Origin of the sequence: Ruegeria sp. HKCCD7251, from assembly GCF_013031165.1 — a bacterium.
Taxonomy (GTDB): Bacteria; Pseudomonadota; Alphaproteobacteria; order Rhodobacterales; family Rhodobacteraceae; genus Ruegeria.
Map to the genome: position 1 here is coordinate 134,619 of NZ_WPZC01000002.1, position 20,482 is coordinate 155,100.

The 20,482-nt window shown below is 56.6% G+C and carries 18 protein-coding genes; 6 read left to right on the forward strand and 12 right to left on the reverse strand.

Going from position 1 to position 20,482, the window contains the following annotated elements; all coding sequences use genetic code 11:
• Window positions 1-66 precede the first annotated feature (66 nt).
• From ftsH to GOX75_RS06840, 6 genes are all read left to right on the forward strand, one after another.
• Complete coding sequence (gene ftsH / locus GOX75_RS06815; protein ID WP_171121839.1) at window positions 67-1,983, forward strand: ATP-dependent zinc metalloprotease FtsH; 1,917 nt, start codon at window positions 67-69, stop codon at window positions 1,981-1,983.
• Between the two features lie 96 nt (window positions 1,984-2,079).
• Window positions 2,080-2,655: an MOSC domain-containing protein gene (locus GOX75_RS06820; protein WP_171121840.1), complete on the forward strand. Its 576-nt coding sequence runs from the start codon at window positions 2,080-2,082 to the stop codon at window positions 2,653-2,655.
• A gap of 186 nt (window positions 2,656-2,841) precedes the next feature.
• The gene (locus GOX75_RS06825; protein WP_171121841.1) at window positions 2,842-4,518 is read left to right on the forward strand and encodes a formate--tetrahydrofolate ligase; all 1,677 of its coding nucleotides are present in this window, start codon (window positions 2,842-2,844) and stop codon (window positions 4,516-4,518) included.
• 58 nt (window positions 4,519-4,576) lie between these two features.
• Complete coding sequence (locus tag GOX75_RS06830) at window positions 4,577-4,882, forward strand: chorismate mutase (protein ID WP_171121842.1); 306 nt, start codon at window positions 4,577-4,579, stop codon at window positions 4,880-4,882.
• Window positions 4,883-4,929: 47 nt separating this feature from the next.
• Window positions 4,930-5,820 carry a bifunctional methylenetetrahydrofolate dehydrogenase/methenyltetrahydrofolate cyclohydrolase FolD gene (gene folD / locus GOX75_RS06835; RefSeq protein WP_171121843.1) on the forward strand — a complete coding sequence of 297 codons (891 nt, stop codon included), beginning with the start codon at window positions 4,930-4,932 and terminating at the stop codon, window positions 5,818-5,820.
• Between the two features lie 215 nt (window positions 5,821-6,035).
• Window positions 6,036-6,785 (forward strand): LytTR family DNA-binding domain-containing protein, encoded by a 750-nt coding sequence (locus tag GOX75_RS06840; RefSeq protein WP_171121844.1) that lies wholly within the window; start codon window positions 6,036-6,038, stop codon window positions 6,783-6,785.
• Between the two features lie 4 nt (window positions 6,786-6,789).
• On the opposite strand, the gene pdeM is transcribed toward GOX75_RS06840, so the two are convergent.
• From pdeM to GOX75_RS06900, 12 genes are all read right to left on the reverse strand, one after another.
• Window positions 6,790-7,452: a ligase-associated DNA damage response endonuclease PdeM gene (gene pdeM, locus GOX75_RS06845; RefSeq protein ID WP_171121845.1), complete on the reverse strand. Its 663-nt coding sequence runs from the start codon at window positions 7,450-7,452 to the stop codon at window positions 6,790-6,792.
• Window positions 7,453-7,493: 41 nt separating this feature from the next.
• On the reverse strand, window positions 7,494-9,905 hold the full coding sequence (locus GOX75_RS06850; RefSeq protein WP_171121846.1) for a ligase-associated DNA damage response DEXH box helicase: 2,412 nt from the start codon (window positions 9,903-9,905) through the stop codon (window positions 7,494-7,496).
• A gap of 40 nt (window positions 9,906-9,945) precedes the next feature.
• A complete protein-coding gene (locus tag GOX75_RS06855) occupies window positions 9,946-11,253 on the reverse strand; it encodes an ATPase (protein ID WP_171121847.1) in 1,308 nt (435 codons plus the stop codon).
• Between the two features lie 118 nt (window positions 11,254-11,371).
• Window positions 11,372-11,917 (reverse strand): prepilin peptidase, encoded by a 546-nt coding sequence (locus tag GOX75_RS06860; RefSeq protein ID WP_171121848.1) that lies wholly within the window; start codon window positions 11,915-11,917, stop codon window positions 11,372-11,374.
• Window positions 11,918-11,920: 3 nt separating this feature from the next.
• On the reverse strand, window positions 11,921-12,772 hold the full coding sequence (locus GOX75_RS06865; protein WP_171121849.1) for a lipopolysaccharide assembly protein LapB: 852 nt from the start codon (window positions 12,770-12,772) through the stop codon (window positions 11,921-11,923).
• A gap of 28 nt (window positions 12,773-12,800) precedes the next feature.
• A complete protein-coding gene (locus GOX75_RS06870) occupies window positions 12,801-13,319 on the reverse strand; it encodes a tetratricopeptide repeat protein (RefSeq protein WP_371808329.1) in 519 nt (172 codons plus the stop codon).
• 79 nt (window positions 13,320-13,398) lie between these two features.
• Window positions 13,399-14,379 carry a type II secretion system F family protein gene (locus GOX75_RS06875; RefSeq protein WP_171121851.1) on the reverse strand — a complete coding sequence of 327 codons (981 nt, stop codon included), beginning with the start codon at window positions 14,377-14,379 and terminating at the stop codon, window positions 13,399-13,401.
• 10 nt (window positions 14,380-14,389) lie between these two features.
• Complete coding sequence (locus tag GOX75_RS06880; RefSeq protein WP_171121852.1) at window positions 14,390-15,358, reverse strand: type II secretion system F family protein; 969 nt, start codon at window positions 15,356-15,358, stop codon at window positions 14,390-14,392.
• A gap of 12 nt (window positions 15,359-15,370) precedes the next feature.
• Window positions 15,371-16,816, reverse strand: a complete 1,446-nt coding sequence (locus GOX75_RS06885) for a CpaF family protein (protein ID WP_171121853.1) — start codon at window positions 16,814-16,816, stop codon at window positions 15,371-15,373.
• A 24-nt stretch (window positions 16,817-16,840) separates the two neighbouring features.
• Window positions 16,841-18,076, reverse strand: a complete 1,236-nt coding sequence (locus GOX75_RS06890) for an AAA family ATPase (RefSeq protein WP_171121854.1) — start codon at window positions 18,074-18,076, stop codon at window positions 16,841-16,843.
• A gap of 195 nt (window positions 18,077-18,271) precedes the next feature.
• Entirely contained in the window at window positions 18,272-18,895 is a 624-nt protein-coding gene (locus tag GOX75_RS06895; RefSeq protein ID WP_171121855.1) for an OmpA family protein, read from the reverse strand.
• Between the two features lie 17 nt (window positions 18,896-18,912).
• On the reverse strand, window positions 18,913-20,319 hold the full coding sequence (locus tag GOX75_RS06900; RefSeq protein ID WP_171121856.1) for a type II and III secretion system protein family protein: 1,407 nt from the start codon (window positions 20,317-20,319) through the stop codon (window positions 18,913-18,915).
• Window positions 20,320-20,482: the final 163 nt, after the last annotated feature.

The window sequence follows — 20,482 nt, forward strand, 5'->3', positions numbered from 1 at the left end:
ATCATCTCTATTTTATAGAGCAACCCGGCAGACCCCCACCTGCCGAAATCTTTTGGGAGATTTTCCTTGGGCAACGCTCGTAACATCGCCTTCTGGGTCGTTCTGTTTCTGCTGATCCTTGCACTGTTCAATTTGTTCAGCGGACCAGGCGGAACGCTTCAGAGCAATGAAAGAACTTATTCCGATTTCGTGACCGCTGTTGAAGGCGGCGAGGTCAAGAATGTGACGCTGGATGGTGAACAGATTCGCTATACCACGCAAAGCGGCGCAAATTATGTGACGATCAAACCGGGTGACGCCGAAGTCACCAAGCTGTTGATCGACGAAAATATTCCGGTGCGCGCTGAAAAGCAGCAGCAATCCGGGTTCCAGTCCTTCCTGATCACGCTTTTGCCATTCCTGCTTCTGATCGGTGTCTGGGTCTATTTCATGAACCGGATGCAAGGCGGCGGCAAAGGTGGCGCGATGGGCTTTGGCAAGTCCAAGGCCAAGATGCTGACCGAAAAGCATGGGCGTGTGACCTTTGACGACGTGGCCGGCATTGACGAGGCCAAGGAAGAGCTGGAAGAGATCGTCGAATTCCTGCGCAACCCGCAGAAATTCAGCCGTCTGGGTGGTAAAATCCCCAAAGGCGCGCTGCTGGTTGGCCCTCCGGGCACTGGTAAGACGCTGCTGGCCCGCGCGATTGCCGGTGAGGCTGGCGTGCCCTTCTTCACCATCTCAGGCTCAGACTTCGTCGAGATGTTTGTGGGTGTGGGTGCGTCTCGTGTACGCGACATGTTCGAACAGGCCAAGAAAAACGCACCGTGCATCGTGTTCATTGACGAGATCGACGCCGTGGGTCGCCATCGTGGTGCCGGCTATGGCGGCGGCAACGACGAACGCGAACAAACGCTCAACCAGTTGCTGGTTGAGATGGACGGGTTCGAAGCCAACGAAGGCGTGATCATTCTGGCCGCGACCAACCGTAAGGACGTTCTGGACCCTGCGCTGCTGCGTCCGGGCCGGTTTGACCGTAACGTGACGGTCGGCAACCCCGACATCAAAGGCCGTGAGAAGATCTTGGGTGTGCATGCGCGCAAGACGCCTCTGGGCCCTGACGTTGACCTGCGCATCATCGCGCGCGGTACTCCGGGCTTCTCGGGTGCGGACTTGGCGAACCTAGTGAACGAGGCCGCGCTGATGGCGGCGCGTGTAGGCCGTCGCTTTGTCACCATGGAAGACTTTGAGAACGCCAAGGACAAGGTGATGATGGGGGCCGAGCGCCGCTCGATGGTGCTGACCCAGGATCAAAAGGAAAAGACCGCCTATCACGAGGCCGGCCACGCCGTAGTTGGTCTGGAGCTGCCGCTGTGCGACCCAGTCTATAAAGCAACGATTATTCCGCGCGGCGGTGCGCTGGGTATGGTTGTGTCTTTGCCTGAAATGGATCGCCTGAACTATCACCGGGACGAATGTGAGCAAAAGCTGGCCATGACCATGGCAGGTAAGGCTGCCGAAGTCATCAAATACGGTGAAGACCATGTGTCGAACGGCCCCGCCGGTGACATCATGCAAGCCAGCCAGCTTGCGCGCGCCATGGTTATGCGCTGGGGCATGTCGGACAAGGTTGGCAATATTGACTATGCTGAAGCGCATGAGGGCTATCAGGGCAACACCGCTGGTTTCTCGGTCTCGGCCCATACAAAAGAGCTGATCGAAGAAGAGGTGAAACGCCTGATCCAGCAAGGATATGAGCGTGCGCACAAGATCCTCACCGACAAGAACGAGGCGTGGGAACGTCTGGCGCAAGGTCTGCTGGAATATGAGACGCTGACCGGCGACGAGATCAAGCGCGTTATGAACGGTGAATCGCCCAGCGAAGGTGACGACGAAGGCGGCAGCCCGGATGAGGGCGGTGCGCCAAGCGTCACGGCGATCCCGAAAACCAAGGTTAAGAAATCTCCGCCCGATGGTGGCATGGAGCCGGAACCGACCACTTAACGCTAAAACCCGAGCCAAGGCTCGGGTTTTTCTTTTCTTTCCGGCAAACCTGCCGTCTAGTTGCCCGAAGATTGTGGCGGTTATAGGGGGCAGAACATGCCGGTCCTGCGAGAAACAGAATTCACGGGTGAAATCGTTTGGCTGGGTCACGTTCAGGCGGGGCAGTCGATCCGAGCATCTGCCGTCCCTGAGATGTCTTTGGGTTTTGCAGGTGCAGCGGGCGAGCGGCATGAGGGGGTGAACCGTTCCTCTTGCGTGCGGATGAAGAATCTCTACCCACAGGGCACTGAGATCCGCAATGTGCGGCAATTGTCCGTGTTGTCCGAAGATGAGATGCAGGCGACGGCGGCTGAGATGGGGCTGGACGCGCTGTACCCCTCTTATCTGGGGGTCAGCATCCTGTTGCGTGGAATACCGGACTTTACGCATGTACCGCCATCCTCGCGGCTTCAGGGGCCCGATGGCGTCACGATCACGGTAGATATGGAAAACCGCCCCTGCGTGATTCCTGGTCGCGAGGTCGAGTCCGATCTGCCCGGTCACGGTGCGGCGTTCAAGCCCGCAGCGAAGGGGAGGCGGGGTGTGACCGCATGGGTCGAGCGGCCCGGTGTGTTGAAGCTGGGCGATCGTATGAAGCTGTTCGTTCCCGATCAGCGCGCCTGGGCACCTTAAGTCACAGGTTTTCCGATGGGAAACGATCAAAGTTACGTGACGCCATCCTGTAAGTGACGCTACGCCGTTTCGGGGCTTGATTATGTCGGAATCCACATTCATTGCCGGGGTTCACAACTGTATGGGTTGATCAGCGCCGACGCCCTGCGTTGGTTTTGCACGGCATTCAATCAGGGACCCTGCCCAATGAGCTACAAATCCGACATCGAAATCGCCCGCGAAGCGAACAAGAAGCCGATTCAGGAAATCGGCGCCAAGATCGGCATCGAGTCCGCCGATCTGCTGCCCTATGGCCACGACAAGGCGAAAGTCAGCCAAGACTTCATCAACTCGGTTCAGGACCGGGAAGACGGCAAGCTGATCCTTGTTACCGCGATCAACCCGACCCCTGCGGGTGAAGGCAAGACCACCACAACCGTTGGTCTGGGCGACGGCCTGAACCGCATTGGCAAGAACGCGATGATCTGTATCCGCGAAGCTTCGCTTGGCCCCAACTTTGGCATGAAGGGCGGCGCTGCAGGTGGCGGTTACGCGCAGGTTGTTCCGATGGAGGAAATGAACCTGCACTTCACAGGCGATTTCCACGCCATCACCTCGGCCCACTCTCTACTGTCGGCGATGATTGATAACCACATCTATTGGGGCAACGAGTGCGACATCGACATCCGTCGCGTTGCATGGCGTCGTGTGGTCGACATGAACGACCGTGCGCTGCGTCAGATCACTGCTTCGCTGGGCGGTGTGTCGAACGGCTTTCCGCGTGAGGCAGGCTTTGACATCACTGTTGCGTCCGAAGTCATGGCGATCCTGTGCCTGGCCAACGACCTGAAAGATCTGGAACAGCGACTGGGTGATATCATCGTGGCCTATCGCCGCGACAGGACTCCGGTCTATTGCCGCGATATCAAGGCCGAGGGCGCAATGACCGTTCTGCTGAAGGACGCGATGCAGCCGAATCTGGTGCAAACGCTGGAAAACAACCCGGCCTTTGTACACGGTGGTCCGTTTGCGAATATTGCACACGGCTGTAACTCGGTCATCGCAACCAAGACCGCGCTGAAAGTGGCCGACTATGTCGTGACCGAAGCGGGTTTTGGGGCCGATCTGGGTGCCGAAAAGTTCATGAACATCAAGTGCCGCAAGGCGGGCATCGCTCCGTCGGCTGTGGTGCTGGTCGCCACCGTGCGTGCGATGAAGATGAACGGCGGCGTGGCCAAGGCCGATCTGGGTGCCGAAAACGTCGACGCGGTTCAGGCGGGCTGTGCCAACCTGGGTCGTCACATCGAGAATGTGAAGTCGTTCGGTGTGCCTGTTGTGGTTGCCATCAACCACTTTGTCACCGACACCGATGCTGAAGTGCAGGCCGTCAAAGACTATTGCGGTGAACACGGTGTCGAAGCGATCCTGTCACGTCACTGGGAACTGGGTTCGGAAGGCTCTGCCCCGCTGGCTGAAAAAGTTGTCGAGATCGTCGAAGGCGGTTCCGCGAACTTCGCGCCGATCTATCCCGATGAAATGCCTTTGTTCGAAAAGATCGAAACCATCGCCAAGCGCATTTACCGCGCGGACGAGGTTCTGGCCGACAACAAGATCCGCAACCAGCTTCGCGATTGGGAAGAGGCGGGTTATGGCAATTTGCCGGTCTGCATGGCGAAAACGCAATATTCCTTCTCGACCGATCCGACCCTGCGCGGCGCGCCCAACGGTCACTCGGTCCCGGTGCGTGAGGTTCGCCTGTCCGCAGGTGCCGGCTTCATCGTGGTTGTCTGCGGCGAGATCATGACCATGCCCGGTCTGCCCCGCAAACCGGCTGCGGAAACCATCTGCCTAAACGACGCAGGTGAGATCGAGGGCTTGTTCTAAGCCCCCAAATGAGACATCTCGTGGTCCGGGGACATCCCCGGGCCATGAGGAGACGAACATGCCCACTCTGACACCACCGCAGGACTGCAATTCAATGCAGGAATTGCGGGCTCAGATCGACAAGCTGGACCGTCAACTGATCGAGAAGTTGGTGGCACGCGCGGGATATATCGACCGTGCCTCGCAGTTGAAACCGGCCGAGGGGCTGCCCGCCCGCATTCCGGACCGCGTCGAAGAAGTGGTGCAGCGCGTGCGCGCAAGTTCGGACGATCTGGGCATGGACCCGGACCTGGCCGAGCAGATGTGGCGCATACTGATAGAGTGGTCGATTGCACGCGAGGAACGTGTTCTCGGCTCTGACTGACCGGGCGTTTCAAGCGCCCGCTCCGTTTTCAAGGAAGGGATGACAGGATGGTAGCCCAGGTTATTGACGGTAAAGTGTTCGCAGCAAAGGTTCGCGCGCAGGTGGCTGATCAGGTCACTAAGTTGAAAGAGGAAAACGGAATCACGCCCGGTCTGGCGGTGGTTCTTGTGGGTGAAGATCCCGCCAGCCAGGTTTATGTCCGTTCGAAAGGCAAGCAGACGGTCGAGGTCGGCATGAACTCGTACGAGCATAAGCTGGACGCCGAAACCTCGGAAGACGACCTGCTGGCGCTGATCGACAAGCTGAACACCGACCCGGCGGTGCATGGCATTCTGGTGCAGTTGCCGCTTCCCAAACATCTGAACGAAGACTTGGTGATCAACTCGATCGACCCGGCCAAAGACGTCGATGGGTTTCACATTTCGAATGTGGGTCTGTTGGGCACAGGCCAGAAGTCGATGGTGCCTTGTACCCCGCTGGGATGCCTGATGATGCTGCGCGACCATCATGGTTCATTGACCGGAATGGACGCTGTGGTGATTGGCCGTTCGAACATCGTGGGCAAACCGATGGCGCAACTGTTGCTGGGAGATAGCTGCACCGTGACCATTGCGCATTCGCGCACCAAGGACCTTCCGGACGTTGTCCGCCGCGCCGATATCGTTGTGGCCGCCGTGGGACGCCCCGAGATGGTGCCGGGCGATTGGATCAAGGAAGGCGCAACCGTCATCGACGTGGGCATCAACCGGATCGAACGTGACGGCAAGAACAAGCTGGTGGGTGACGTGGATTATGCCAGCGCCGCGGAACGCGCGGGTGCGATCACTCCGGTTCCAGGCGGTGTCGGCCCAATGACGATTGCCTGCCTGCTGGCCAACACGGTGACGGCCTGCTGCCGTGCCAATGGTTTGTCGGAACCCGAAGGCCTGACGGCCTGACGGTCGGGCCTCGGTAGTTTATAAGCTATACATTTAGGCCGGTGAGCATGACGCTCATCGGCTTAAATGTTTCATTAGGATAAATTAAGTTTGTTCCCTCGGGGTTTGAATGTTCTTCGATCGGTGATATTTCATTTTTCCCAGCCAGTTACGATCTGATCTTGTTGTGGCTTGGTGTGTTGTGAAATGTGACTGTAGGTTTTGTTCGAACAAGCATGAAGACGACGCTTCGCTCAATTCTGGCCGAATTTACCTTGCAACGGGGCGTGGCAGGTTTGGTGTTCCTGCCCTTGTTGGCGATCGCGTTTCAACCGTTTCCGGGCATATCCCTGTCTTTCTTGCCGCGCCTCCTGTTTTGGTGTGGTGCTATGGCCCTTGCGTTGGCGTTGACGTGGTTCGTTAGAAAGCTGTTTTTCGAATACCTTTCATTTGTCGAGTTCCGAGGGCGTGATGTTGCCCAAGTCGCCTTGGTCTTCGCCCTGTTCGTGCCGTCAGTCTGGTTGTTCGCCTGGCTTCTGCTTGCTGCCCAAGGGGAACAGGCGCCGGGAATTCTTTCGGTTGCGTCTTATGGCGGTTTGTTCGCAACCGGCCTTGTTTTGGTGCGAAGCAAACCTTTGGAAACCAGCCCGGATCAGGCCCCAGAACCTCAGAAACCACGGCTGCTGAACAGGTTGCCACATTCTTTCCAAGGTCAGGTGTTTCGGCTGGCGGTTAGGGATCACTCGGTTGACGTCGTAACGTCCGAGGGCACATTTACTATTCGGTCCCGGTTTACTGACGCAATTGCCGAAATGGAGCCCGTAAATGGCCATTGCACGCATCGCTCGCATTGGGTGGTCGACGCGGCCGTGTCCGGTGTTGAACGGCAGGGCGGCAAGATTTTCCTGCGGCTCAAGAACGGCGAGCTTGTTCCAGTAAGCAGGAAATATAAGCCTGAGTTGGAATGTGACGGTATCATCCAATAGGACGTCACCGTGGCATCGGGATCATCCGCGCGTGGGTGCCTGTCAAAATCGCTATCGCATCATCTTGCATCAGGTCGCATAGAACCTCGGCAGTACTGTAAAGCCCACCCGTATACGTTCCGTAAGCGGGTAAAATCAGCCGCTCACTGTCGGTCAGAAAGGCTGGTCTGGTGATGGAACTACCGCGCGCCCGAAGACGCGCTTTGGGGTGGTAGTGGCCGGAAACTTCGGCCTTGGCGTTGGGCTGCGCGATGTGGCGAAAGATCAAAGGCTCAACCTCAAACTCGGCCAGATGGCTACCGCCCAGTTCGACGGGGCCGGGGTCGTGATTTCCTTCGATCCAAATCCAGCGCCGCCCCGCCTGCAACGTTGTAATCCGGATCTTTTCCTCTGGGTCCAAACCAATTAGAGACTCCAGATCGTCAAAGCTGTCGCCTAGGCAGATGACAGTTTGGGCATTGGTCCGCGCGATATCTGCGGCCAAACGTGACAGTGTGTCCCGGCTGTCATAAGGCGGCAGCGATGGCCCGCCCAGACGCGCTAAACGCTCTGATTTACCAAGATGCAGGTCAGAGACACATAACAGGCCTTGATCCGGCCACCACAATGCCCCGGATCCCATCGCACAAAGGCTTTGACCGGCGAAGGAAAATGTCAGGTCGTTCATGCTGTGTTCTTTGCGAGTTTAAACCTGTTGTGCAAGAGGGTTTATGCAGGGTCCAACCCTGCCTCTTGTAACAGGCGCAGGCTTTCTTCCTCCAACAATCGTTCTTCGGCGGCTCCTTTGACGGGTACTTTTCCAACCTCCAGAAACAAAGGCGCGGCCAGAGGCGAAACACGCTCCAGACGCAAAAGGTCGATCCGGTTGCCGATGCGCTCGATCATCGCTTCGATCCGTCCAAAATCCACCAAACCACGCATGGCCTCTTCCCGAGTGATTTGCATTAACAGGTGCTCAGGATCGTATTTCAGAAGCGTGTCATAGAGGATATCCGAGGAAAACGTCGCCTGCCGCCCGCTTTTGCGCTGGCCGCCTGTGTTGCGTTCGATCAGCCCCGCAATTGTTGCTGACGCTCGAAAGGTTCGTTTCATCACGGCGTTTCCGGCCAACCAGACGTCTAGCCCTTCTCGCAAGGCCTCAATTTGGAACAAGGGGCTGGGGTCGGTCACCGCTTCCAGCCCCCAAATCAACGTCGCGTAGTCAGTGGCGACAAAACCCAGTGGGGCGAGGCCCGTTTCCTCCATCCTTTTTGTCAGCAGTAGCCCAAGCGTCTGTTGTGCGTTTCGGCCCGCAAACCCGTAGACACAAAGATGTTCGCGCCCGTCACTGGGAAAGCTTTCGATCAACAGCCTGTCGCGTTGCGGCAATCGGGATATGTCGCGCTGCAGGGCCAACCAGTCGGCGGTATGCGCAGGCAATTGCGGCCAGTCCGCTTGGGCGAACAAGCGCAGAATGCGGTCGCTCAACTGCGTGGAGGTGGCAAATTTGGTTCCGGAAAATGTTGCGATCTTTGGCTTGCGGTTTGCTTGTCGGCTGACCTCGACCGTCATGTCGCGTAACCCTTCGTATCGCACGATCTGTCCACCGATCAGGAACGTATCACCGGGGGTCAATGAGGCGGCAAAAGCCTCTTCAACCTCACCCAGTGGTTTTCCGCCGCGATTGCGCCTGAGCCGTACTTTCAGCGTGTCGGTGTCCTGAATCGTCCCGAGATTCATGCGAATACGCTGCGCGGCACGCGGGTCACGCAGTTGCCATTTGCCATCAGGTCTTTGTTGCAGGCGTTGCCAGCGATCGTACGCGCGCAGGGCATAGCCTCCGGTCGCGCAGAAATCCAAACAGGCATCGAACTCAGTCCTTGCAAGTCGAGCGTAGGGGCCAGCCGTCGTCAGTTCCTGAAACAACGCGTCCGCCTCAAATGGGGCAGCAGCCGCAGCGATCAGGATATGCTGGCACAACACGTCCCGCGGCCCTGCCCCCTGCGGCTCTCCATCCAGATCGTGCGCTTTGGCGGCTTCCAGCGCAGCGATGCATTCGACCACTTCAAAGCGGTTGGCGGGTACAAGCAGGGCCTTGGACGGTGCGTTATACCGGTGATTGGCCCGCCCGATCCGCTGCACCAGCCGTTTGACGTTCTTGGGTGCACCGATCTGGATCACCAAATCGACATCCCCCCAGTCGATCCCCAGATCAAGGCTGCCCGTGCAGACAATTGCGCGCAGATCGCCGCGTACCATCGCAGCCTCCACCCGTTCACGCTGTTGCCGGTCAAGGCTGCCGTGGTGAATGCCAATTGGCAAGCCGTCTTCGTTGGCGAGCCACAGGTTGTGGAAGAAAATTTCGGCCTGCGCGCGGGTGTTGTGAAAGATCAGCGTCGTCTTGTGCTGTTTGATCTGCTCAAGCACAGCCGGGATGGAATAGGCAGCACCACCGCCTGACCACGGTGGCATTTCCTGCGTTTTAAGCATTCGGATGTCAGGATCCGGGCCGGGGTCAGCCTGAACAACAGGGCAGGGGTCAGGGTGACGGGCCAGAAATCGCGCGATGGCGTCAGGGTCTTCAACGGTGGCGGACAGTCCCACGCGGCGCAATTTTGGGCAGAAGCTTTGCAGTCGCGCCAACGCCAACATCAACTGGTCCCCGCGCTTGCTTTCGGCCAACGCGTGGATTTCGTCAACGATTACGCGCTGCACGCCTTGGAACATCCTTGGCGCATCTTCATAGGACGTCAGCAGCGCCAGACTTTCCGGGGTGGTCAGCAGAATATGCGGCGGGTCGACACGCTGGCGCTTTTTCTGTGTGGCCGAGGTGTCTCCCGTCCGGTCTTCGATGCGAATTTTCAACCCGATGTCATCCGCCGGGCCGCGCAGGTTGCGCCGGATATCAGCGGCCAGCGCCTTGAGGGGCGAGACATAAATCGTGTGAAGTCCGGCATGATCCCGCGCCGCCAAATCGGACAGGGTCGGCAGGAAGCCAGCCATGGTCTTGCCACCACCCGTGGGCGCAATTAGCAGGGTTGCCGGATCAGCGGCCCGGTCGAACATTTCTTGCTGATGCGGATGGATGGACCAGCCTTTGGCGGTGAACCAGTCGGTGATCCGGGCGGGAATCTGCGTCATACGCGCAGATTACTCGGCTCGGCCCCGAAATGGCACGGCGTTATTTGACGATTTTCTCGTCCTTGACGAACATGTTGGCCCAGGCGCGGTCGATCAGGTCGGGGCTCATCTGATAGGGGATGCCCTCGAATTCACAGATTGAGATCATCTGATCGATCAAGAAGATGGGCTGATAGTTCGCGTAGATATTGTTGATGGTCGGGTATCTGACTTTTAGCAGATGTACCAAGGCGGCCTCATCCAACGGCATACCGCGTTTACGGGCAACCATGGCAAAGATTTTCAAGAAGTTCTCCTGGTTTGGACCGTCGATCTTGATCTTGAAGAAAATCCGGCGCAGGGCCGCTTGGTCGAAGATTTCATTCGGGTGGAAGTTGGTCGAGAAGATAACCAGCGTGTCAAAGGGGACTTCGAATTTCTCACCCGATTGCAGGCCGAGGATGTCCTTGTTTTCTTCCAATGGAACAATCCAGCGGTTGATCAGCGCCTGTGGCGGTTCAGCCTGACGCCCAAGATCGTCCACGATAAAGATGCCACCAGTCGATTTAAGCTGCAGCGGGGCCTGATAGGTCCGCGCGGTGGGGTTGTAGACCAGGTCCAGCATGCTGAGCGAGAGTTCACCGCCCGTGACAACAGTCGGGCGTTCGCATTGAACATAGCGCGTGTCGAACCGTTTGCGGCGGCGCAGGCTATTTGGATCGTCGGCCTCTTGTTCGATCGCGGTGTGCACGATCGGGTCGTAGACGGTGATCACCTGACCGGCATATTCAATGGCGCGCGGGACATACACGCTGTCCCCCAAAGCATCACGAATACCGTTCGAGATTGACGACTTACCGTTACCGGGGGGGCCATACATGAGGATCGACCGACCCGCGCTGACCGCAGGGCCCAGATGATCCAGAAGGCTGTCGGGAAGAACCAGATGCCCCATGGCTCCGATCAGTTGATCACGCGTGACCTGAATGTTCCGGATCGACTGGCGCTTGACCTGTTCGCGGTACACATCCAGCGGGACCGGCATTGCGCCAAAATATTCCGACTGGCTTAGCGCGTCCAAGGCACGTGCCTTGCCAGCATCCGTCAGTTGGTATCCCATTTCGTTGCCACTGTTCGCGTTCAGCGTACCGGTTGCCTCAAGAAGCTTTTGTTCGCGCGCGATGTCGATCAATTCCTGCGTTACCGAACCGGGCAAACACACTGCCGCGGCAACCTCGGACACAGTATCCACGTTTTTGCGGAAAATTGTCTTCAGCAGGATGTCCCGCATCATGACGATGGGAAGCTGCATTTCACCCAACCCTTTGGGGGCAGGAGGGGCCATTACCGTAGTCGTCTGCATATTCATGAGCGTCGCCCGTCTTATCCAGTATTCACGCCAATTGCCCGATGCCGGGCCACTTGCGGAAAATCTGGTCCTGCTTTGTGTCATCACCAAGGCAGGGAAAAGGCGGTCTGATGATAGTTTACGACCCGTAAACAGTCCCCAACATCAAATAGATGGCCAATCCGCCGCCCAGCGAAAAGCCCATTGGGAACTGCTTGGCGCGGTTCCAACTCTCCCAATCAGGAGCAATGGCTCTAAGGGCTGTGTTTCTGGCAAGCCGGTGGGTTACAAACGCGGCCAGTGTCGTGGATACTAGGATCATGGTCGCTGTCATGTAATCCCCCGGCCAGATAAATGCAGAAGCCGCCGCCAGAAATTTGGCGTCGCCGGCCCCCATAAGGCCCGCCGCGTTGAAGAAGATTCCAAGGATCAGGACAACCACGATATGCAGCAATTGCCAAACATACGGGGGCAACGTGATGGTAAACGGGCCGACCCAACCAGTGGTCCATTCGGTTGACCAAGGCGGCAGAACAAACAGACCTACGACAACAAAAACCAAGGCCAGCGTGATCACCGCGTGGTTCTTGATCAGCATGTCACGCAAGTCTGTGAAGGCCACGTAAAAGCAGATCGGCAGAACAAACGGTAAGAACCAGCCCGCGGCAAGTGCGGGAATGCTCATCAATCAGGCTTCCTCGAGCGCCCGGAGCGAGCGGACAGCTTCTTCGAAATGCTGTGGATGCGTCGCGATCGCTTCACGGAACAGGTTCTTGGCCGTCGTGACGTCACCCTGCTTGACCGCAGAAATCCCCATCGTATTCAGCAACATAGCACGTTCCGCCTGCGTCAGGGGGACAACAGGCATGCTGTAGTTTCCCTGTGCCGCACGCGCCAGAACAAGGTTGTTCTTGGCAGTAAACAAAGTGTTGTCCTGACGAATGGCTTCTGTGAACAGACGCTCGGCCTCCTCGAATTCGCCACGAGACAGCTTGGAGTATCCCCAGTTGTTCATGACGCTTCCGGGGCGCGTGGTCAGCCCGACAGCAGTTTCATAGAAATGATCCGCACGCTTCCAATCTTGTTTGGAATCCGCAACGACAGCCTCGAGGCGGTAGCGCTTGAAGCTTTCGTACGTTGGCGGGATGGAATCCAGAACCGTTTTTGCCTGTGTCCAGTTGCCCGAACGCACAAGCGCGTCGGCATATTCGACCTTGTCGACGTTGGCCGCACCTTTCATGGTTGTCACTTTTTTCCATGCGGCGGCTGCTTCGGTCGTGCGTTTGGCGCGTGCCAGCGAAATTGCCAAACCGCGCTGCAGGTCGATACGGCCGGGATTTTTGGCAGCCGCACCTTGGAAATAGGTCACAGCCTCATTCGGGTCGGCCGCCGTCAGCAGAACTTCGTTCAGGTTTGTCTCGTCGATGACGTTCACTTCCTGAAACGTCTTCGCGACCTTTTCCTCTTCGGTTTCTTTTTCACAGGCAGACAGGGTCAGCCCGCACAGAACCATTGCCGGAATCAAGAATTGTTGGCGCATTTTGCGTCCCTTACTGCTCTTGCCTAAGTTACGGGAGCTTGCGCAGCTTGAATTGCCCGTCGCCTTGCTGCTCCAGTGTGTATTCTTGTTCTTCGGGTGTAGTATTAACAGGATTTTCCATTTTTGCGAGTGCTAAGCGAAGATTGTCGCGAATTGCGTCACTTTCGCCATTGTCCAATGCAAAGGCGCGCCGAAAGACCTGCGCTGCTTCGGGGTATTCGCCTTTTTCCACCAGAATAACGCCCAGATTATTCCACGCCACCGGCCAGTCTGGTTCATCGGCGACGGCACGACGCAGCAGGGTTTCAGCCGGCTTGAGCTGCCTGAGGCCAAGGTTTGCGGTGCCCATCGCCGCCATGATTTCCGGTGTCATACCTTGATCCAAGGCCGCGCGGGCAAATGAATCTAGCGCCAGGTCATATTCTCCGGCCACCAAAAGGCGATTGCCCACGACCAACGGGTCTTCAACTTGCCCCTTCGGATCAATACCCGGTGGATCCAACTGGTCCGAAACGCTGGTTTCCGTGCAAGAGGCCACCATGGTCATCACCATAGCGGCCCCTAGTGCGCGGCGAATCCCGAGTTGGACGCACCTGCTTGTTGAAATCATAGGGCTGAAGGCTCCCCTAGTTGCCACCTGCGAAGTCTGCGATGCCCTTTGCCGAAGGTCCAACAAGAATGACCAGCAACGGCGGCACCGTCAGCATCATTGTGGCAAGTGTCATTTTGGTTGGCAACTTGTTAGCGGCCTCTTCAGCGCGCATCACGCGTTTGTCACGCATTTCGCTGGCGTAAACCCGCAAAGCCTCGGCAATTGACGTACCAAAGGTTGCCGATTGGATCATCACCGTAACAAAAGAGCTGACATCCTGCACCCCACAGCGCGTGCCAAAGTCGCGCAGGACGGTGTCTTTATCCTTACCTGCCTTAAGCTCGTAGGCAACGACTTCGAATTCCTGTGCAATATCAGGGTAGGAAGCTTTCATTTCAGTTGCCACTCGGACGATGGCCTGGTCCAGAGACTGCCCGGCCTCAACGCAAACCAGCATGAGGTCCAGCGTATCGGGGAAACCGGCAACGATCGCCTCTTCCCGCTCGGCTACGCGGCGTGTGATCCAGTAGCGCGGCAGGAAATAGGCTGCGGTTGCCGGAATGATCACACGAATTGCCATTTGCGAGGGTGTGAATTCCTCGTCCCCGGCCAGCACTGTCACCAACATCACACCGATCAGGATACCGACGATCCCCAGCGCGAATTGGGCAAAGTGAAAGAATCGGACGGCATCCTTTGAGTGATATCCGGCCTGACGCAGCTTAAGCTGCATGGCCGACAGTTCTTCTTCGTTTTGCGGTTCAAGAAATGTCGCAAACTTTTCAAGCTGTTCGTTGCGACTTGCATTACGCAACTTGTCCCGCTTTTCCTTTTTGCCCTTCTTCGGAGCCGCGTTAGATCGCTGAAGTTTTTTAAGAGGATCTTCAGGCTGATTGATCATCAGCGGAACCGCAACCAGGATCATAAAGACCCCCAGCACGCCGACGACGATCAAGGGCCCGAATTCACCCAGGTTATCTTTCAGCAGGTCGTTAATTTGAGCCAAGAACTCCATGATACTTACCTCAGACCTTAATGTTTGTGAGAATGCGCATGACGATCAGGTTCAGCGTCAGCATGATCCCAACGAAGAAACAGCCGGGAATGAACCATGCGTGGTCCAGAACATCGTCATAGTAACCCGGGTCTTTCACCAGAATGAAAATCAGACAGAAGACCGGGAAACCGGATAGGAACTTGCCGGACCATTTTGCCTCGGCAGTGATTGCCTTAACGCGGCGGAACAGCCGAAAGCGCGCCCGGATCACCTGGGCCAGACCAGCCAGAATTTCGGCAAGGTTACCACCTGATTGCTGCTGAATTCCCACGGCCACAGACAAGAAGCGCAAGTCCTGCATATCCAGACGCTCGGCCAGGTCCTTCAGGGCTTCGCCGACGTCTCGACCATAGGCACACTCGTCTGCAATCACGCCGAATTCGGTGGCCAGAGGATCCTGAACTTCGTTTGCAACGATCTGGATCGTAGACACAAAAGGGTTACCAACGCGCAGCGAACGTACCATCAATTCCACGGCGTCAGGCAACTGCTCTTCCAGCAGGGCCATCCGTTTCGACGCCTTGTGGTTCACCCATGCATAGACGCCACCGACACCGATTGCGATCGAGATTGCAATGCGAAGGTAAGTGTCTGTTGCTGTGCCGATACTCAGCCCAACAAACGCAAACCCCGACAACAATGCCATTATCACGATCAGCTGATGGGGTGAAAATGCAATCGCAGCTTTCTGCGCCTTGTCAGCCAGCAGAGAGTAGAGCGGGATGCTCTGGGTTTTCATGTGCTGCTGCATTTCTTTCCGCAGCTGCTCTAGAACCTGTTCGCGCCCGACACCTTTGTCCAGCATGTCGAGGCGCCGGTTGACCCGGCTGTTCAGACTGATGGATTTGCCGAATGCGACAAGATAGATACCTTCGACCAACGCCAGAACAGCGACGAAGATAACAACATAGATAAGGGCCTCTAACGGCAGTTGCATATCTGGCTCTCCTTACATCGTCGTTGGTTCGTAAATGGACGGGGGCAGGTCAAAGCCCCACAAACGGAAGCGTTCCGAAAAGTGGCTGCGAACGCCGGTTGCTGTGAAATGACCAATGATCTTGTTGTCTGGGGTCAATCCAACGCGTTGAAACTTAAAGATTTCCTGCATCGAGATCACATCGCCTTCCATGCCGGTGATCTCGGTGATCGAGGTCATCCGGCGCGAGCCGTCCTGTAGGCGGCTGGCCTGTACGATCAGGTTCACAGCAGATGAAATCTGGCTGCGGACCGCCTTGATGGGCATTTCGATACCGGCCATTGCGATCATGTTTTCCAAACGTGAAATACCGTCGCGGGCCGAGTTGGCGTGGATCGTAGTCATCGAGCCGTCGTGACCGGTGTTCATGGCCTGCAGCATGTCGATGACCTCGGCGCCACGCGTCTCGCCCACGATGATGCGGTCGGGGCGCATACGCAGGGCGTTTTTCAGACAGTCGCGCGGGCTGACTTCGCCTTTGCCTTCCACGTTCGGTGGGCGGCTTTCCATCCGGCCCACATGGGTCTGTTGCAACTGAAGTTCCGCGGTATCCTCGATGGTCAGGATACGTTCGGCATCGTCGATAAAGCTGGACAGGGCGTTCAGCGTTGTCGTTTTACCGGAACCCGTACCGCCAGAAACGATGACATTCAGGCGGGTTGAAACCGCTGCCTGCAGATAGGCGGCCATTTCTTCGGTGAACGCTCCGAAATTGACCAGATCGTCAATCCCCAGTTTGTCCTTTTTGAACTTACGAATGGAAACCAAAGAACCATCAACGGCAATCGGAGGAACCATTGCGTTGAAACGCGAACCATCGGCAAGACGGGCGTCAACATATGGGTTGGATTCATCTACGCGACGACCCACAGCGGACACGATCTTGTCGATAATCCGCATCAGGTGCTTTTCATCTTTGAACGTGATGTCGCTGATTTCCAGCTTGCCCGCACGCTCAACAAAAATCTGCTGAGGTCCGTTTACCAGGATATCGTTGACCGTATCGTCTTGCAGCAACGCCTCCAAAGGACCAAGTCCTGTAACTTCGTCGTACAGTTCCTTGTTAAGCTGCGATCTGTCCTCGCGGTTTAGAACGATGTTCTTGAGTTCCAGAACTTCGCTGGCAATTGCGCTAATTTCAGCGCGCAGTTCGGATTCGCCTGCGTTTTCAAGCGCCGCGAGGTTGAGGTTTTCAAGAAGTTCGCGGTGCAACTCGATCTTGATCTCGCCAAGGCGCTCTTTGCGTTTGCGCTCGCGATCAGAGGCTGCAGGCTCTGCTGCCTTCTTTTTCACAGGGCGACGCGCGATGGCATTCGCGGAAGGGACCTGTTCAGCAGCGGGTTTGGGCGCTGCGGCTTGCGCTTGTTCCGCCGGTTGAACCGGCTGCGCTTCGGGCTGTTTCTTGTATCTTGAAAACACGGCGGCTCTCCCTTTGGGATTGTGTTATGCGGCCTCGGCGCTGCTGCTGCCCAGGCTGTGAAGAGATTTCGCAAGCTTCGCAATTTCGCGACGTAGCGGGTTCTTGGCGGCAGAACTGGCCAGCGGCAGACCATGGTCGCCACTTTGCATCACCGGCTTTCCGCCATCGGGCAATTGCAGGTCGATCGAAATGCCAAGGCTCTCGCCCATGCGTTTGATCCTGCTTTTTCCGTTCAGATCCGTGAATTTAGGCGCACGGTTCATCGCAAAACGCAGCTTGTTGAATGGAAGCTCTTCGGCTTGAAGTGCCCGTTTCAGGCGCAAAGCGTTCTGCGCGGACCGCATATCCAGTTCAATTAATGCGAAATACACATGTGCAGCTTGCAGAACGGTTTCGGACCACTGGACCAGTGTTGTGGGCATGTCCACAACCACATAGTCAAAGTGCCGGCGAGCCGTATCAATGACGCGCTGAATATCCTCTGATGTGATCAGATCCAGCGGGACCATATCAGACGGTGCCGTCAGGACCTGCATTTTTTCTTCATAAGTTTGAAGGGCTTGCGAGAACACATCATCGTCCATTGACGCCGTGTCCGAGAGCATCTCAAAAACAGTTTCCCGGCGCGGCAGATCCAGATAGGTCGAAACAGTGCCGTATTGCAGGTCCAGGTCGATCAGGCAGACAGACGGGGCCTCTTTTTCCGAAATCGAAGCCAACTCCCAAGCCAGGTTTACCGCCAGAGTCGTCGAACCGACGCCACCGGCCAGACCGTGGGTCACAAACAAAGCGCCTTCTTTTGATTCGCCCTGCGCTAGCGAAACGGCCGCTTCCTGCGCCAAAACGACCGGGTCGGGCTTGTTCATACGCTCGATTGCTTCCTGCAACTCGCCTTCTGGCAAAGGGTAGGGGACAAATTCATCCGCGCCCTTGCGCAGCAACTGGTGCAATGAAGCTGGCGTCACGTCCTCGGCAATCAGGACAACTTTGATCTTCTTTTCCTTGGCCTGCGTGATGATCTCACCCATCAGGGTAAGGTTGTCTTCGTCTTCGCCGTCAATAGCTAGGGCAACGAACTCAAGGTGATCGGCTTCAGGCTGTCCAAAAAAGGCCAAAGCCTCGGCAAACCCCAAGTCGCCCCAACGCTCACCCAAAGCGGCTTCCATGTCTTCGATCAGAAGATCAAAATTCTGGACATCCCGGCTTATTGTGCAGGCCAGAATAGCGGTTTTATCATCTTGCGTCGTTGCGCTGGTCATTAACACAGTCCTCGTCGAGAGGGCAGCAACCTTCGCGAACCAAATGGTCCGGTCAGGCTTCTGTTGCCCTGTTGCGGCCTTATCCGGTCGCAGTTCACCCAATTGTTGAAAATGTGGCTTGGAACTTAGGCAAGAATTAGGCGCAAAAGAACCAATTGTTGGGAATTGGGCGACGATGTCGCCCAATTCAAAAGATTATTCAGAGATGTCTGTCGCGTCTACATCAGTGATGTAGCTCAGGTTGGTCGCGCTCTCGACATACTCGCGATAGATGACTTCTGCGTACTTGCCATCCAACAGCTGAGGTGCGCGATCAACAAAGCCTGAAACCTCTGTAACCGTACGCCGGTTGCGGCGGTCTCTGTTCGGCGTGTCGATCAAGGGTCGAGTTTTGCCAAAGGAAACAACGGCTTCCAGTCGCGACCGCGAGATGCCCTGACGTGTCAGGAAGGCAACCGCTGCGTCTGCACGACGCTGGCCGAGGCTTTGGTTGTAGGACTGGGATCCAACAGCATCCGTATGACCGTAAACGCGGAAGCGCGCTTCGGGGAACTGTTTGATCCAGTCTGCCTGCCGCAGCAGGATGCGCTGTGCGCTGGCATCCAACTGCGCGCTGTCAAAGGCAAAGTTGATCTGCGTCGGAACTTCGGCTGCGAACCTACGGCCCAGGATTTGGGCATATGTCAATTCGCCAGTCATGACTTGCGAATTGTTCAGGGTCGCATTTCCGAACGCACCTTGGTCAACTTCATATCCGGCCTCACGCGTACATGCGGCGACAGCGACCGAAAGACCCAGTGTGATGATCCACTTCTGCATTGGTCCTATCCTCCTTATCATTCCAGCACGTAGCCGTATGAGCTACCGAAGTCTTGCTTGGCGACTTCAGACGCACCACCGGAACCCAGACGTTCGGTTCTTGCGGTCCGGCCGTTGATGAACAGATCGAACTCGCTTGGCGGTTTGACCCGATCCGTCGGCAGAGCAAGAGCTTCACCGCGAGTCGGCGACACCAGGTGTGCGGTTACGATGACGACCAATTCGGTTTGCTGACGCTGATACTCGGCGCTGCGGAACAGGGCACCAAGAACGGGGACGTCGCCCAGCCACGGCACCTGGTTGTTCAGGTCCGCAAAGTCGTCTTGGATCAGGCCCGCGATTGCAAAGCTTTCACCGTCGCGCAGTTCGACCGTTGTTTTGGTCCGACGTGCAACGAACGAAGGAACATTGTTACCTGCAATCGTAAAGTCCGAGTTATTGTCGATACTTGAAACAGATGTGCCCATCTCAAGGTTGATCAGATCACCGTCCACAACGCGCGGAGTAAAGATAATCTGAACACCGAAGGCCCGATACTCGATCGCGATGTTGCCGTCATCGGCAGGGACCGGAATTGGTACTTCGCCACCCGCGAGGAACTCAGCTTCCTGCCCGGACAGGGCAGACAGGTTGGGTTCCGCCAGGCTGCGCGCCAGGCCCTTTGCCTCAAGTGCTTCCAACAACAGGCGAACTTGCGTCGAACCGGCACCAAAACCGAACAGGATCGCGCCTGTGTTGGTCTGAGACACCGGAATGTTGTTGTTGATCGCGTTTTGTAGCGACAAAGCGTTGTTCAAGGTGTTGAAACCACCCGTTACGTCGCTACCGCCAAAGCCCAGCGATGCTGTAAGGCTTTTTGCGATTGAACGGCTCATTTCGGCGAAGCGTACCTTCAGCATGACCTGCTGAACGCCGCCAACCGACATCAAGTTCGAAACACGCTCGGGCGCGTAGCGCTCTGCCAGTTCCAGTGCCCGGGCCAGTTTGGCCGAGCTGGAAACAGTGCCGGACAGCACGATCCCGTCATTTGCCGTGCGGACCTCGATCGGTTCGCTTGGCAGGATCTGCCGCAGACGCTCTTTAAACTCCGAAACGTCCGGAGATACGCGGACGCGAACGTTGGCAAGCAAGTTGCCCGCCCCGTCAAACAGCGTCAGGGTGGTCAAGCCGGGGGCTTTACCCAAAACATAAATCGTGCGGTCCGAAAGCGACGAAATATCAGCAATGCCGGCGTTGGCGATGCTGAGTTCGGCAAACGGTTCCTCACTCTCTACGACAATGGCGCGGTTCATTGGGACATCGAGCGTTTCCGCCGTACCCTTCTTAACCACGCGCAGACTTTGAGCCCAGGCGGCATCGCCGACGGAACTCATTACAAGCGCCAACCCCAAAAGGGTCGCGCTAATCCAAGATTGTATTTTCATGTGACCTGCCTCTCCGATCACGCCTCGTTGTAGGTCTAGTGCCTTATGCCAGTTAACACTGCGCGACTTGTGAATTTATTGCAATAATCAATGGTTTCTGGAATTTTCCTTATGTGGATAATGCGCAACATCCAAAGTAACACAAGCCGCGCAAGATGCGCGG

Coding starts and splice junctions, on each gene's coding strand:
- GOX75_RS06820 (WP_171121840.1), top strand. CDS start 2,080: ATGCCGGTCCTGCGAGAAACAGAATTCACGGGTGAAATCGTTTGGCTG.
- GOX75_RS06825 (WP_171121841.1), top strand. CDS start 2,842: ATGAGCTACAAATCCGACATCGAAATCGCCCGCGAAGCGAACAAGAAG.
- GOX75_RS06830 (WP_171121842.1), top strand. CDS start 4,577: ATGCCCACTCTGACACCACCGCAGGACTGCAATTCAATGCAGGAATTG.
- folD (WP_171121843.1), top strand. CDS start 4,930: ATGGTAGCCCAGGTTATTGACGGTAAAGTGTTCGCAGCAAAGGTTCGC.
- GOX75_RS06840 (WP_171121844.1), top strand. CDS start 6,036: ATGAAGACGACGCTTCGCTCAATTCTGGCCGAATTTACCTTGCAACGG.
- pdeM (WP_171121845.1), bottom strand. CDS start 7,452: ATGAACGACCTGACATTTTCCTTCGCCGGTCAAAGCCTTTGTGCGATG.
- GOX75_RS06850 (WP_171121846.1), bottom strand. CDS start 9,905: ATGACGCAGATTCCCGCCCGGATCACCGACTGGTTCACCGCCAAAGGC.
- GOX75_RS06855 (WP_171121847.1), bottom strand. CDS start 11,253: ATGAATATGCAGACGACTACGGTAATGGCCCCTCCTGCCCCCAAAGGG.
- GOX75_RS06860 (WP_171121848.1), bottom strand. CDS start 11,917: ATGAGCATTCCCGCACTTGCCGCGGGCTGGTTCTTACCGTTTGTTCTG.
- GOX75_RS06865 (WP_171121849.1), bottom strand. CDS start 12,772: ATGCGCCAACAATTCTTGATTCCGGCAATGGTTCTGTGCGGGCTGACC.
- GOX75_RS06870 (WP_371808329.1), bottom strand. CDS start 13,319: ATGACCATGGTGGCCTCTTGCACGGAAACCAGCGTTTCGGACCAGTTG.
- GOX75_RS06875 (WP_171121851.1), bottom strand. CDS start 14,379: ATGGAGTTCTTGGCTCAAATTAACGACCTGCTGAAAGATAACCTGGGT.
- GOX75_RS06880 (WP_171121852.1), bottom strand. CDS start 15,358: ATGCAACTGCCGTTAGAGGCCCTTATCTATGTTGTTATCTTCGTCGCT.
- GOX75_RS06890 (WP_171121854.1), bottom strand. CDS start 18,076: ATGACCAGCGCAACGACGCAAGATGATAAAACCGCTATTCTGGCCTGC.
- GOX75_RS06895 (WP_171121855.1), bottom strand. CDS start 18,895: ATGCAGAAGTGGATCATCACACTGGGTCTTTCGGTCGCTGTCGCCGCA.
- GOX75_RS06900 (WP_171121856.1), bottom strand. CDS start 20,319: ATGAAAATACAATCTTGGATTAGCGCGACCCTTTTGGGGTTGGCGCTT.